5 protein-coding genes are annotated in these 16,424 nt (G+C 35.9%); 1 reads left to right on the top strand and 4 read right to left on the bottom strand.

Annotation, left to right across the window (positions count from 1 at the left end; translation table 11 throughout):
- Positions 1-186 precede the first annotated feature (186 nt).
- The 3 genes from V1503_RS11670 to V1503_RS11660 form a co-directional block, all read right to left on the bottom strand.
- Positions 187-2,670, bottom strand: a complete 2,484-nt coding sequence (locus V1503_RS11670; protein ID WP_410627076.1) for an S-layer homology domain-containing protein — start codon at positions 2,668-2,670, stop codon at positions 187-189.
- Between the two features lie 88 nt (positions 2,671-2,758).
- Positions 2,759-7,138, bottom strand: a complete 4,380-nt coding sequence (locus tag V1503_RS11665; protein ID WP_410627074.1) for a S8 family serine peptidase — start codon at positions 7,136-7,138, stop codon at positions 2,759-2,761.
- A gap of 800 nt (positions 7,139-7,938) precedes the next feature.
- On the bottom strand, positions 7,939-8,307 hold the full coding sequence (locus V1503_RS11660; protein ID WP_410627072.1) for a hypothetical protein: 369 nt from the start codon (positions 8,305-8,307) through the stop codon (positions 7,939-7,941).
- Positions 8,308-8,881: 574 nt separating this feature from the next.
- Here V1503_RS11660 and V1503_RS11655 point away from each other — a divergent pair.
- Positions 8,882-12,070 (top strand): S-layer homology domain-containing protein, encoded by a 3,189-nt coding sequence (locus V1503_RS11655; protein ID WP_410627070.1) that lies wholly within the window; start codon positions 8,882-8,884, stop codon positions 12,068-12,070.
- Between the two features lie 411 nt (positions 12,071-12,481).
- Here V1503_RS11655 and V1503_RS11650 read toward each other — a convergent pair whose 3' ends face one another.
- The gene (locus V1503_RS11650; protein ID WP_410627068.1) at positions 12,482-16,015 is read right to left on the bottom strand and encodes an S-layer homology domain-containing protein; all 3,534 of its coding nucleotides are present in this window, start codon (positions 16,013-16,015) and stop codon (positions 12,482-12,484) included.
- Between the last annotated feature and the right edge of the window lie 409 nt (positions 16,016-16,424).

Here is a 16,424-nt window from a genome sequence, read left to right as displayed (position 1 = left end):
TGAATGGTTCTAACTAGATACCTAATACTAAATTCAATAACATCACATCATTTATTCAATCGTAGCAGCTGAGACTTTTATAGATAGATAATTAATATAGTGCTAACAATTAAATTAGCATAAAAAGAGGAATAGCTTCTTGGTTTGAGCTATCCCTCTTTTAAACACAACTTGTTTATTAGTTTTTTAAAATTCTCCTAATTTCGTTAGTAGATTATAAAGTAACACGGCAGCTTGAGCTCTTGTTGCGGAATCCTTTGGTGCGAATGTTCCATCTTCTTTTCCTTTCAGTATTCCTAATTTTGCAGCAATGGCAACGGAGTCTTTTGCATATGCCTCAATCATATGAGCATCAGTAAAAGTTAGCTCAGTTGATACACCTTCTAATAAAGAAGGTTGCTTATAATTTACTGCGCGAATAATCATTGTAGCCATTTGTTCACGAGTAATATTTTCATTAGGCCCATATGTTCCATCAGCACGACCTGTAACAATTCCTGCTCGCTGTGCGGCTTCAATTTCAAGCGCACTCCACGTTAAACTTTCAGGAATATCTGAAAAAGTTCCCTTATACTCTTCCGTAGGAATATTTAATGCTCGGACAATTAATACAGCAAATTGAGCTCTTGTAAGGTTATCTCCAGGGGCATATTCATTTGTAGATTTTCCTTTAATAATTGCTCTTGAAGCTAATACTTCAATTTGATCTTTCGCCCAATCCCATCCTACAATATCAGCAAACGTTTTATCATTTGTTATAGCAGCATACTTTGAAAGATGCAAAGTATTAAATACGACTAAATCATCTTTAACTATACCACCAACATATTCCCACTCATTCTTTTTTTCATTTAAGTAATAACCTGCTACTTTTCTTGTATCTTCTACAAGTGATCGATCAAACTGTATGCTTACCTCAATAGGTTCGTTAAATTCTGTTATTGATATTTGCTTATCATTAACGACAGAATGAATAGTAATATCAAACACATCTGAAACAATTATTTGTCCTTCTACTACCTCTGGTGCTGTAATATCAGCAGCCTGTCCTATTTTGACTGAGATAAGAACATCCTCACCTGCGATTTCAGTAAGCCCTTTAATCGTTTCTGGTGATAACTTTATCGTTGTTTTGCCAGTATTAATGACTAATGATTTGCTATTTTTCACAATTTCGTTCAGTATTGTTTTCTTAATTTCAGCACTTACCGTAGTTGCATTTTCAGCACCTGAAGCTTCAATGTCAATTTCAACGTCTTTTTTCGTCTCATCATTAAGATCATCAATAATATCTGATTCTTCTATGACTACCTTCAGCTCACCTTCAACCACTTCACTTTCTCCATCATCTTTCGTAGGATCTCCTGGTTTTGGAATCCCGCCACCACTTCCAGATCCCGGTGTTGGTTCAGGGTCACCTTTCTCAACAATAAATGAGGTCGTTTCTTTTATCCCAACTGAAGTGACTTCAACACTATACGTTCCTAAAGTTTGATCAGCTCCTAAAGACCAAGTTGAGCTATATGTTCCTTCATTATTTGTTTTCGCCTGATCAGTATAGATGATCGACCCTGTTGAATCCATCACTTTAATCGTTACAGTAATTTGTTTCGCAGCACTTCCATTTTTTTTTACTTTTCCAAAAATAGAAACACTACTACCTTGAGCATACTTAGTTTTATTTGTTGATACTGTCACTTCTTTTAAAGGAACCTCATCCACTTCTTCTACATCAAAAGTAGCTGTATCAGTTACATCAACCGCAGTAACACTTACTTCATATTCACCTTCTGCAGCATTACCCTGAAGTCTATATGTATCAGTGAAGGTCCCTGTAGAATTTGTTAATTCTTGGCCTAATGATTCTATAACTGTTCCATTCTTCTTAACAGTAATCGTAACAGGTATTTGTACAGCTGGCTCTCCATCTTTTGTAACCGTACCAGAAATCACAACAGCTTCTCCTGGATGGTATGTATGTGAGTCAGTTCCAACTGATACAACGACTACTTCTTCGACAGGTATTTCTTCTTCTATGACTTCAAAGCTCGTTGTTGCTAAAGCTTCTCCTATCTCTACAGTTACTTGATGGTCACCCAATTCCGTAGCATCGAAGCTAAAGGCAAAATGACCATTATCATCTGTTGAAGCCACTTCACTATATACTTCATTGCTGTCTTCAATCGTTATCGTTACTTCTGCTGCTTGAACCGGTACGTCATCCTCTGTTACCACACCATATATTTCAACCGTATCACCTATGAAATAAGTTGATTCATCTGTTTCAACTGTAATTTCTTGTTCTTCTTCAACAGGCTCTTCTCCTGGTGGTTCTTCTCCTGGTGGCTCTTCTCCTGGCGGCTCCTCTCCTGGTGGTTCTTCTCCTGGTGGCTCTTCTCCTGGTGGCTCCTCTCCTGGTGGTTCTTCTCCTGGTGGCTCTTCTCCTGGTGGTTCTTCTCCTGGTGGTTCTTCTCCTGGTGGCTCTTCTTCATTCGTTAGAGAAGGGCCTTTATTTAATAACATTCCACTTATTTCAACATTTTCTTCTTGTGTATAAGCCTTTTTGCCAGCTTCAGCATGTAGGTTGCTCGTACCCTCAGCAAAAACCGGTAAGACACTCCCGAAAATCATCAATGTAATAACAAATATATTAAGAAGAATCTTCTTCAACATTTTCACTCCTCATTTTGTTGAGTAAAAAGTATGAGAGAAAGGGCAGCAAAAAATCTCCCCTTCTCCCTAACATTCTACAAAAATATTATTCTACAGTGAATGTTGCAATACCTTTACTTGCTTCAGATAGAGCAGACGGACTATTCCAATCATCCCATACAAAGACATCGATTGAATAAGTCCCTTTATCTAAGTTACTAAGCTGTAATTCTGATCCAAATCCATTGCTAGCACCATCTATCAACTGATCGATCGTGAAGAATGAAAGATCAACAACAATATCTTGATCATCCTTCACTTGAATAATGACTAGCGGACTCTCAGCGTTAGGTCCTAAGTTTTCAATATTTGCCTTAATTCTCACTTTACCACTTTGTGTAAATGTCGTAGCTGCCTCTCCAGCTTCATTTAGGACATCTACCGATTTAATTTTAATCGGGTAATTATACACTTCAAAGGTATCTGTAATTTCATTGATCTGTTGGTCGTTTATAGAACCTGTAACAACAACTTCGTAAAGTCCGTTAACCGTAAACTCGTCTGGAACAAAGGTAGTTGAATATGTTGTTCCAGCGTCTGCAGGAAGTGCAATTTCTGCACCAGTAGGATCAATCAATTTTACATCCCAATTAATTGAGTCTGTAGAGCTTGCTGCTATTGTCACAGGACGATGTGTACTTACATTGTTCTTAGGATTAATTGATAATTCTTCGATTTGAGCATCAGGTGGATTTTCACCTTTATAAATTGAAACAGTTTTTGTTGTAACATTTCCAGCAACGTCTACCGCTTCAAAGGCAAATGTGTTATGTCCTTCGACTAAATTTAATTCATAATCCTCCACCATAGTTATAGGTTGCATTTCATTTTCTTCAAATGGGTCATAAAATTCTTCACTTCCATTAAAGTAAAAACGTAGCTGATCAAAATTTTCAGTAACAGAAACTGTCACTACAGGGTCTGGTCCTTCCAAATCTACATATCCATCTTCAGGTAAGCCAGAAACATCAATGATTGGTGCTGAAGTATCAACTAGAACCTCACGTAAAAAGTCAATTTTATTTCCAGCAGTATCTTCACCCGCTATACGGATTTCATGAATTCCATCTTCCTTAAAGGAGATTGGGGTATTAAAATCATAGTAGCTTTCTTGTTCGTTCCATTGTAATTGAATGGATACTGGTGATCCGACAACAGCATCTCCTGTTAAAGTTAAGTCAAATACTTCAGAAGCATCTGTCACATATCCTGATACAACCATATCTAAGGATGTGTAAAAATTATTATAAACGTATGAACCAGGTGATGTTGCAACAATTCCAGGGACTGTTTCGTCTCCCGCACCAAAGAGCGTCTTAATAGCAGCATTTCCAGCATAATCTATTGCTACTACATCTATAGTTGCTCCTTCTTCTGGAGCTGTGTCAAACACATAAGATTCCATACCGTCTTCAGAATATGGAATGATAATAGCATCTCCACCGTCTACTATAACACCATAATAGTGAATACCAATTCCACTATCTTCACCTTCTATTACTAGATTCAAAGTTTCCTCATCGTATTCTACATTCGTAATTTCAGGTGAGATTGTATCAACAAAGATAGGTATTTGAGTGAGTTGTTCCTCTTCTCCAGCATAGTCTAGCTGAGTTTTTATTTGATAATAATATAAACCATCTGGAACTCGCTCAAGGTTAGCATATCCATCCCAGCTAGTTGTGGGATCGAAACTATAGAATAGTTCGTTTCCATTATTAAAGTAATGCTTTCTAACATTATTATTTGTCTTTATTGTTCTTAATTTCTCCATTTCAGCATTAAGAATACTAAATTCTATAACACTCGTATTTCTTAAAAGAGATACAACTGGTGTTACAGTATCATGTACACCATCTGAGTTAGGTGAAAAGGCGATCTTTTCCTTTAGAAACGAATTAGTACCAAAATCGAACCCAAGGAAATCATCTCCACCATATAAGCCTGTGATATCATAAAATGTTTCCTCATCGTCATAAATAGTACCATCGACAATCGGTGCTGCATTCCAATCACCATGGAAACCGACATAAGGAACCGTTAATTCAGGATATAATTGATCATCTTCGTTATTAAGATTATTTGTAAATGTAACAAACCCTTCAACAAAGTAACCATTTTCCATTAGTTCACTCAAGTAAGCGTCAGCCTCGGATACATCAATAGTAACGTTAATGTCCGCGCTATCGTTAGCTGGAATGGTAATGGACTCTTCACTTATGGTAATATGAGCATCATCAATATTTTGTGCCGTTAATACATTATATTGCTGTCCTTCAGCATCACTAAGAACTAAATCAGTTAATGCATTTGCCGTAACTTCATATGTCACGTCACTATCGCTATAATTAGTAGCCGTTAATGTAAACTTAATCATATCGCCTACTTCTTGCAAAGCTACTTTAGCTTCATTACTATTTTTTTCTGTTACAACTACTGGAGTATTCATGGCATTAAGCAGCTGCATTAACCCAGCACCTTGACGACGTGGTGAATAGACCGTAGAGCCCTCAGGATCTTCGACTGGTGTAGCAGTATTCATGAGAATATTTTTTGCCATGTTGACTTTATCAGCGTTTTCTAGGTCAAAATCTTCTTCAACACGTTGCAGAACAAGTGCCGATCCTCCAGAAACATGTGGAGCTGCCATTGAGGTACCACTCTTCACACCATACTCGTCATCATTCAAAGTAGAGTAGATCATGCCACCTGGAGCTGTAATTTCTGGTTTAAAGTCCAAGTTAGGTGTCAAACCCCAAGAAGAAAAGTCTGACATGTAACCAGCTTGTGTATTTGGTACATCTACAAGCTCACCAGTAAAAGTAACTAGCATTGACCCACCAGCATTTAATATTTTCTCTTCCAACATATTTCCATCAGCAATACTTAAAGAAGCCATTGGAATTGTTGGATTGTCAAGTGCCATGTTAACATAGTCACCATGAGCTTCCTTACCACGAACAATTACTCCTGCAGCCCCAGCTGCTTCTGCTTGAGCTTGAATTTGTGCATATAAGAAGTCTCCAGTTCTTACTACAAAAACCACTTTACCATTAACATCTTTACCTTCATATTTGTCTTCTTGTCCATCTGCAACATAAACCGCTTCTATTTCGGAGTTACCAAATGATGGTGTATCCTGTGCTTGATATCCGATAGATAGCTCTTCATCCCCTACTGTTACAGCAATTTCACCAAGCTTTATATGTGAATTTTCAAGGGATGCAACCTGAAGTGATTCATAAGATAATCCAGGAGATCCTACTACACCGATATCTGGGTTAGAAGCATATGGTGGATAATCCCACCCTACACCCAAATAAGCTGAGTTTCCTCCTGATATCGACATCATTACACCGTTGTCCACAGCTCGTTTAATTGCTTGTTGTTCAGGTGAAGTTGAATCAACAAATCCAGCTGTAGCACCTAAACTCATATTTAATACGTCTGCACCTAAAGCGATAGCATCATCAATAGCTTTAATATAAATATCACCATACGTTGATTCCATCTCTACGTCATTACCAAATACCTTTAATGCTAATAATTGTGCTTCAGGAGCTATTCCTTTAATACCACCATTCGCTTCATCACCATTTGCTCCTACTGTACCCGCCACATGCATACCATGCATTGTCGTGCCTGGTCCTAAGTCACGGATTTCATCATTTTTATCAATATAGTTATAACCATAAGGCACTTTTGCTGTAAAGTACTTACCAGGTAATTGCTTCTCACCACTTCTCAGTTCATCTACTTCTGCTTCAGTGATTTCCCCAGTACTATCATCAGATAAAATCATGTCTCTGTGCCACGGGTCGATACCAGAATCGATAATACCTACAACCATGCCCTCACCTTTATAGCCGTGTACAGACTCCCATACTTTTGCAGCTTGCACAATATCACCGCTACTATTCATTTCAGGCTCGGGACGCTCATATTTAGTCGCGATATGTACACTAGCGACGCTAGATAAACTTTCTAAATCTTCAATATCACCGAATTTCATCTTTCCACTTATTCCATTAACAACAACCGAAAATTGATTCTCAACATCCAGCTCAATTCTTTTCTTTTGTAATTGTGATAAAAGGTCTGTTTGTTCTTCAGCGATGTCCTTATTAAGCTCTACCTTCTTCGTTTGAGTTAGATCCTTATATCTTATACCTTTATTTTGTGCGAATGTTATTGCAGGATCTCCCTCTAGTTCAACAATCACTCGAACTTCATCCTCATCTTCAAATTGAGAATTTGCTTGGATATCAGCTTTATTTCCCTTAACTTGTGAAGTAAGATCTAGTAGGTTTGAAGATTCTGATGTAGCAAATGTTGTTTTCCCGAAACCAGGCTGCGAGATTGCTAGCAATAGAATCAACATGAAAATTACACTTTTCTTTACTTGATTAACACTTTTACGAACCATTCAACGATTACCCCTCTCTCTTAATCTTTTTAAAAAACAAAAATCCCCCCTTAATAGAAAAATATGCTAAAGCGATTTAATTTTATTGGAAAAATTTATAAAAATCAATAAATTCTCTGAAAATTGCCATTATTCAACATTTTATTTTTTCACAATACAAAAACTTCTATATTTATACAATATAGAAAAAATTTATAGAATTTGTCTAAACTTGACCATATCATACGATGATTATGACAACATAAACATAATCACATTCACAAATTCATTCTTAAGAGATTATTAATACTTTTTTGATATACTAATAAAAGGACATGGATTTTGTATTTTAAGAAGAAGAAAGTAGGTAAGTAGGTAAGAATCATGTAGATAGGAAAATGACATTCATTGATTATTTTAGAGGTAATTTTGCAGAGGTATTACGAAGTCTATAGCATGCATGATCTTGGAAATGGATTTTACTTTTTAATATATCAGCAGGAGTATAAGGGAAGTTTTTAACCGAATAGTTCTGAAACAGGTTGGTGTTCAGAACTATTCATCGTACTAACACTGTAATCTTGAACATTCAATAAAGGTGTCAAACTATATTTTTAAAAAACAGCAACAACATTACATTATTTAGATCACTTGTCTCCAGCCTGCTCGCAAGATAAATGCATGATCAAAACACATATGTTGTTTATATAACTTAAACCACTTTACTTATGTTGCTTGTAAATCTAAAATGGTACCTTGGTAATATAAACACGTTAACAATCACTTGCGGCATGCTAAAAGTGACTAGCTGAAGCATAATTTTATTCTGGCTCTATCAGAATATTTTCGACATTTTCACCACCTCTGATTGCTTGTACATTAATGGTCATATTGTTGTATTCGTTTTTCAGTTTATCAGCATATTTTTCTGCTATTTCTTTTGCGTCCTGATCACTTACGTTATCTTCTAAGACAAGCGTGCCAACAGCAGTGTCGTCATTGACATACACTTGCCCACTTATCACCCCTTCTTCATCCTCTAACTGTTTAGTCAAATCTTCGTTTTGATTGACATGTGTACCTTCCTGTTGTGCATTTTGCTCAGTTTCATTTTTTTCACCTTCATCATTCGTACACCCTGCTAGTGCTACAGACAGCATAAAGTATGCCATCATTTTTTTTATGACCATGCTTCCTTCCTCCAAACCATTTTGTACTTTTTTCACCATGTGATTGCTGAACAATAAGCATTTTCATATTTTACCTATTTTGTATCCAATATATACAATGTTGTCATACAATAAGGCTGCTTTCGCACAGATTGTGGCTTTTCGCTCTAAGAGATAAGCAAGTGTACATTTGGGGGTTCGTGTCATCTTTTCTAAATAATTGAGCTGCTTTCTAAAACTTTTTAGTAAAATCCGCGACAAAGTATACAAAAAGAGCCTATCATAATCAATCATGAGAACTCCTCTTTGACTGTAATTGTGACTTCAGAGTGATTTTTATGAACTACTAGTCCAATCAACATAACCTAAACTACATGCAAATCCCTCAAACTGTAGACTTCTTGTAATTTTCCATTAATCATATATTCCAATAATGATTATAAATTGTCGTTCCATTTCTTTAATACATGGGTCGACAGTACTCATGAGAATTATGTCTAATAGCTTACTAGATTGCTTTAAATATGACTAGATTTGTAGTATTCTTAAATTGGTAATTACTAGTTTTTAACGAAATTTAAGGAGGTATTTCCATTTGAGTTATAAAAAATTTGTAGCATCAGCTTTATCAGCTGCTCTCGTCACGAGCGTAGCTGTACCAGCTTCAATACATGCAGAGGTTTCATTTTCAGATTTAAAAGAGGGCGAAACATTCTATACAGAGGTAAAAACATTTGTTGAAAAAGGCATTATTACCGGCTATCCTGACGGCACGTTTAAACCTTATCAAGCGTTAACAAGAGGACAAGCAGCTAAGCTTTTTACCCGCGCACTCCAGCTTGAAATTCCGAATAATGTCGATGAGTTAATTGGAGAGTATACTGATATACTTCCAGGCTCAGAATTTGCAGATTACATCGCAGCGATGAAGAGTGCTGACCTCTTAAAGGAAAATGGTGAAAACGTATTTAATGCAGGTGCACCCCTTACGAGAGATGTCATGGCTATGTGGCTCGTGAAGGCATTTGATTTACAAGAAAATAATGATGTGGATGTCACCTTAACGGACCTACATAACATCGACGCTGAATATGTCGAAGCGGTAAAAGTCCTATTTCAAAATGGCATTACAACAGGAAAAAATGATGGTTCATATGCGCCTAAGGAAGCGGTAAAGCGAGGACAATTTGCGGCATTTATGTATCGGTCTATCTACCAAATACAATCTGTTGAGCGGGTTCCTGACATGACATTTGATATAAGTGAAGCGGTAATTTTACCTGAGACTGTGGAAGTAACCTACTCTGATGGTAGAGATGGTGAAGCAACAGTTAACTGGAATAATGAAAACTTTGACTTTTCAATACCTGGCGTTTACGAGCTAACTGGTTCCATAGCAGGTAGTGGAAAAAAAATATATACAACAGTACTTATAGAAGACGGTCCTTTGGAGATAAGGGGTGTTAAAGCGTCGAATTTGCGTCAAATTGAGATTGATTTGAATCATGACAGGTATAATAGAGACATACTAGAAAATGAACGATATTATGAGATAGCTAGCTCAAAAGGTGACGATATCGATATAGCTCAAGTTAGAGCCTATAAAGACAAAATCGTCATCACACTTGAGAAAATCCAACAAAATAACTCAAATGCTTTTATTACAATTGATAAAACGATAACCGGTGAAGAATACGCAAAAGATGTTAACTTTTTGGATACCCATATACCAGAGGTCGTTGAAGTTACAGCGGTTAGTAAACGCAACCTTAAAGTAATTTTCTCTGAAGCAATGGATTTTGATGCAATACATGGGGAAGAAATTACGAATAGGGACATAGAGTCAGCGTTTGACATTGATGATAATAATTTTTCTATTAAATCAATGACTGTAGCTGATAACGGGAAAGCTGTAAACATAGAGCTATATTCAAACATAGAAGAAGGAGAACATACGCTAACTCTCGATAATGAGATACGTGATTATGCTAACTTTAAAGTGAAGGAGTCTTCTATTCCGTTTATAGTAGAATATGATGAATCAAAGCCTACATTAGAAAAAATTAGTAATGTTTATCCTAATCAATATACTCTAGTTTTTAATAAAGATATTGAGCTTGATGACGACAATGATATAGAGGAGAGCTTTCACCATTCAAGCCGTTCCATTGATGCAAAAGTTGTGTATCAAAAAAATGAAAGAGAAATCGTTGTTATATTTGATCATGAACAATTAATTACAGATGATCAAACTGAAATTTACGTTGATTCGGCTGTCGTTGCTGATTTATGGGGGAATAAAAATAATAGCATAACAGAGAGAATCATTTTAAAGGATGATGAAACGTCTCCAATTATTGAAGCTGTTGAAATGATTGAAGAGGATGAAGCAAGAAGCAGCTATGTTCAACTACTTGTAACTTTTTCAGAACCAGTTAATAACGAAACAGCTTTAGAAGATGAAAATCTTACCGTCTACGATGATGATGGGAATGAGATCACTACTAAAAAGGTTGAAGTAGAAAAAAGTTCTTATAATGATCAAGTGTATATCGTAACGCTTGATACACGTTATGGCGAATTTACCAAAGGTGAATACACATTTAAAGCTTATGATATACAAGACTTATTTGGCAATGAATTAGATGAAAACAGCTATACATTTGTAGCTGGCAGCGAAGTCCCACCACAAGACTTTACAGCTAATGTATTTGTCAATGACGATGAGCTGTTTTTCATTATTGATTTTAACGAGAAAATGGCAACAAGTGGTCAATATTCTATTGAGGATTTGAGTAAGTACGAATTAGCAACTGATAATACATCTGTGCTATTAGAAACGTTAGATGAAGATAGTAATATTAATATTGATATGAACCCATACGATGGTGGAGAGAAACTTGAAATTGTTATTAAAAAGAATGGGACATTATCTGAAAAATACGAGGACTTTTTTGAAGAAATTTTTGAAGCAATTGAAGAACATGATTTAGATGATATAAGCCTCTCAGTAGCAATGGTTGCTAATAAAAATGGTAATCGTACTGATAGCCTATCAAATATTATTAGGCTTGACTCTACTGACACGTTTACAATTGGAGAGGATCATGTTATCGCTTCAACAATAAATACGATTGAAGTCACTTTTGATGAGCCTCTCTATGACTTCGATGTAGATGATTTTGATCTTTTTGTAGATAAGGATGATGATAAGAAGGCTGATTCAAACGAAATCCTTACGATAGATAATTTTGATTTGGATATGGAAGACGATGAAGCGATATTAACATTTACGATAGCAAATGAGCTAGACCATGATGCAACATACCGTGGTGATAACGTATATATTACTACTACTAAAAAGCCGTCTACTACTAATCGATTTGGGCAAGTATTAGAGATTGAAAGTGCACTCATAAATGATAAAATAGCCCCTGAAATAGCTCAAGATGATGGGGAGGATGAAGTATATGTCCATTCATTAAAAGGTGATGACGAAAAAGCTGTTATTAGTATGACCTTCACAGAGGAAATCGATGATGATACATTATCTAGACTGTCATTTGAAGTTGGAGGAGGAAGGTATAAGGTTGAATCTACTACTGTAGAAGAAGAAATTGTTTACCTTATCGTAGATTTAAATGGAGACGAAGTTGAAGACCTTATTGGTGAGTATGTTGAGCAGTTGATACCAATCACTGACTTACACAACAATGTTGTTAGTGACATTGAAGTATCAGTTTCTGCTAAGAAGAGTGAAAAATACATTAGTAATAATTCTTAATCAAATAGAAAGATAACTTCAAAAAGATATGTACGAAGAAGCAAGCCTAGTTTTACTTTTACTAGGTTTGCTTTTTTATTATCTTCCGATTAAAAGCGAATTGGAGATGAAAGTGAGCACTTCATAATTATACCCATAGAGCATGCTAAACAACTGTTGGTTCCGGTAGTATTTTCAAAATATACTTGTTATCTAATTAGTAACTTTCGTGTGTGCTAGACTATTAGTCTCTTCTAACAAAAAACTTCTACGTATACTGACATTGTTAGCGAACCAAAATAATTCAGACACATAAGAGTTTTTTATACCAAGCGGAAAGCTTATTGGAACCCTACACCTAGCCTAGGGGTTTTCTAGTTCATAAAAAAGACTGTCGAGTTTTACTCGACAGTCTAAACTATTAATGAAAATTTATGGTTTAGTAATTACTACGTCTCCGAATGTTGTGCCACCTAAGTCAGTTGCATCAGGAATTGCAACACTAAATACTGCAGTTTCTTGAGCAGTACCTTTAGTAATTGTTGCTGTAAACACAACAGTTTCAGTACCATCTCCAGCATTTTTACGCGTAACTACACCTGCATTACTAAGGTTAGCTGCCGTACCTGAAACCCAAGTAATTGTACTTCCATTAGCCCCAGTTGTTACAAGCTCAATTGCTGGTGCTAAAGTATCTTCTTCATTTCCAACCTTAAATGCTAATGCCGCCGCATCCAATGCAACTTCATCTGCTGCTACATCTGCTGCATTTGTTGCTGCTTCTGTATCAACTTCAACTTCTAAATCATCAAATGCTGCTAACTCATTACGACCATCTGAGATATAGTTAATTGATTCAACAGTTTCAATATCTAATGTTCCAGCCCAATCAGTTGCATAATCTTTATTGTTATCTTGAAGCTGAATTACAAGTTCATTTGCCTCTACACCAGCAGCTAACAGATAGTCAACTCCTGCTAATAAAGTATCATTTTCATCATCAGTGATGATAAATTCTCTACTAGCTAATACAAGATCAAGAGCATTAATATCTTCAGTAAACGTTAGAGTAATTTCACCAGTAGTATCGTCAACAGATACATTATCAGCATCAAGTTCAGGAACGATACCATCTACAACATTAGCAGAATCAGTAAGTTCTAATGTTTCACCATATCCGTTTTCAGATAGGTCCTTTTGAACCTCAACTACTACATTAAGATCTTGAGTCGTAGGATCAGCATCTTCGTCAAATAGTCCTGCTGCTGTTAGATCTTCAGCTAATTTTAATGTTACAACTGTATTGTCATCATCATTTGTGCTTACTTTTGAATCTCTTATAGTAAGTTCTATAGCTTGACCAGCTGGGTCAACAACTACTTTTAAGTCTTGCTCTTTGAATTTAACATAATCGTTAAATGTAACTACAAGTTCATCTGATGCGATTGCTTCAACATCGCCGTCAAAGCGAACATGTCCTGCATCGTCAAATGACTTAACTGAATCTAATAATTTAGTTGTCTTGTTACCTGAAGCATCAGCAACTCTTGCAACCTTAAGGTCATAACCACCATCTTTATCTAGGTCTAGCTCATCTGCAGGAATTAATATTTCAACTTTCGTGTTCTTGTCTGTTGCTTTAATTTTCACATCATCAACTTCGTCTAAGTGGATTTCAGTTGTTCCATCTATAAGAACATATTTCTCTAGATCAACAATCGAATATTCCCCTTCTACTTCCATTGACTCACCAAAATCAACAACTAACTTTTGAATGTCTTCATCAGCACTATATAATTTAGCTGTGAAGTCTTCGTTGATTACAGGAGCTGTTAAATCATCAACATTGAAAGTTTCTGTTACTGTATCAATTTCATTGCCAGATAAGTCTTCAAGATCTTCAATCACAAGACTATATTCACCTGATAGTGCATCAGTAAATTCAAGTACAACAACTTTATTTTCTGAATCAGCCTTGAAGTATGCTTTTTTAATATATTTCTTTTCGTCGCCATCTTTTAGAAGCGTAAAGTTATCTTTGTCTACTGATTCAAGTTGTTCAGTAAATTCGATTTCAAACTTACTTTCACTCACAGCAGTAATATCTTCTACTTCAGGTTTAGTAGTGTCAACATCAACCTCAACCGCAAAACGGATTTGGTTCTCATTAACATTATCCCATAAGTCAACGATAGCTTCGCCATCTACATAAATGTATGCAGTTCCTGGTGGAAGTGCATTATCTGCATCTTCATTTACACCATTTGCAAACGTTAACTTCAATTCATTTCCGTTCACAATTTCAGCATCAGTTACTACAGTATTTTTGCTGTTTGTATGATAGAAATCCTTCATCAAATCAGCATCATCTGTGAATGCAATATCCTCATCAAATACTAATGTTACACCAAATGGTGTCGCATTTTTGTAATCAACTACAGTTGGAGCTTCTGTATCTTCAACTACATCAATTTCAAATTTTGTTGCAACTAAGTTAAATCCTGCATAGTCTTCAAGAGAGTTATCAATAGAAACTTGAAGTTTACCTTCTTCTAACTCAGAATATAATTCAACATTAAACTCAGTCTCAGCAGCATTTACAGGAGTTACTGATTTAACAAAGAAATCATTGTTCCCAAATTCGAATGCATCTGTCAAGTCTAATGCATTGCCATCTTCATCATGAGTTTTAATCGGCTCACTGAAAATGAACTTAATTGTGTCATTTCCTACTACTTTAGATTCAACTAATTCTGGAATAGTTGTATCGAAGAAAGTAATCTCTGTATCTTCCGTATCAATAACAGAGCTACCAATTTCAAGTGTGAAAGTTGATTGGTTTGGTGCAGCTGAATCTAATACAAGAACAGCAGTAGTACCATCTACTTCAACGTCACTCACTTCAATTTCATTATCATCTTCATCTACAAATGTATAATTTGAAGCATCATATAACTCATCTTCATCTATATCATTAAGCGTATTGAAAACTACTTCAACTTGTTTTAAGTTAAGAGCATTTACAGCTACAACTTCAGGATCTACAGGAGTAAATCCAATTACAGTATCTACAGCTTCTCCCATGTAAGAAAGTGTATATTCAACACCATCTTCTTGTAATGAAGTAGTAAGACGTACTGTAGTCATGCCTTCAGCAGCTGCTTCAACTTCCTCTTCGCCAGCTTCTTCTTCTACAAGAATTTCAGCTTCTAATACTTCAAGGTCGTTGTCAAAAGTGAAGTCTTCAACATTAACTTCTTCAAGTACGCTGTTGAATACTACGTCGATAGTCGTGCTATCTACAACAGTTACTTCAGAAATTGCTGATGCTTCCATGTTTAATGAACGGTATAAGAATGCTGCGAAGTTAGCACGTGGTACACTTCCGCTTCCATCATAAGTTCCGTCTTCTTTACCAGTTGTAACACCGTTTTGGAATAAGATTGCAACGTTCTCTCTGTGAGACTCATCGATTAAGTCTAAGTCAGTTAAAGTAACTTCAACTTCGTCATTTGCTTCTAAGCCGAATGCACGAACAAGAACTGAAGCCATTTGAGCACGAGTTAACGTGTCGCTTGCTCCGAATACACCGTTGCTACCTTTGAAGATTCCAGCAGCTTTTACTGCAGCAGCAGCTTCTTTAAGCTCTTCGTCAGTTGAGTCTGCTACATCGTCAAAAGAAGTTAAATCTTCAGGAACTTCTAAGTTAAGAGCACGTTGGAATAATTTCGCAGCTTGACCGCGAGTTAATTCAACTTGAGGTCCGAATGTTCCGTCTGGGAACCCGTTAATAATTCCTTCATTTGCTAGTTCAGTAATGTACATATGTGCCCAATGGTCAGCTGACACATCAGAGAAGCTAGCACTTTCAGCGCTTGCTGCTACTGGTCCGATTGCAGTTGCTACTAAAGCAGCTGACACAGATCCAGCTAAAAATTTACGATAAGACTTTGGTTGGTAAGCCATTAGATAATTTCCTCCCTTTTGCTACTTGTAATTCTAAATTTAAGGTAATTCAATTTAAGAGAATATGTACTTAATAAGTCGTGTTAGTAAGCTATAAATCTCTTAAATCCAATTATAAACAAGTACTAGTATAATTATTTCAGGAACAAATGTCAACGAATTCCTGTTAACAATTTATTACCATAAACAGATACTAGTCTTACAACTACTATTCTACAAGAAATGTCAGTTTATGCAAGAGTTTAATTGCTTTTTTTAAAATTTGCCAAAAATAATTTATAAGTTTATACCTAAGACGTGGTTTGTCTAACAAATAAATGATACATCGTTTCTACTATTATTAGTTGATACTAGATATGAACATTTCAGTATATGTATTTAGGATGGGTTTTATTACTATGATTTCAGT

Origin of the sequence: Nanhaiella sioensis, assembly GCF_046557775.1 — a bacterium.
GTDB lineage: Bacteria > Bacillota > Bacilli > Bacillales > SM2101 > Nanhaiella > Nanhaiella sioensis.
The sequence above is the reverse complement of the archived record's forward strand: the minus strand, read 5'-3'. Positions and strand labels throughout refer to the sequence as shown.

Coding starts and splice junctions, on each gene's coding strand:
- V1503_RS11665 (WP_410627074.1), bottom strand. CDS start 7,138: ATGGTTCGTAAAAGTGTTAATCAAGTAAAGAAAAGTGTAATTTTCATG.
- V1503_RS11660 (WP_410627072.1), bottom strand. CDS start 8,307: ATGGTCATAAAAAAAATGATGGCATACTTTATGCTGTCTGTAGCACTA.
- V1503_RS11650 (WP_410627068.1), bottom strand. CDS start 16,015: ATGGCTTACCAACCAAAGTCTTATCGTAAATTTTTAGCTGGATCTGTG.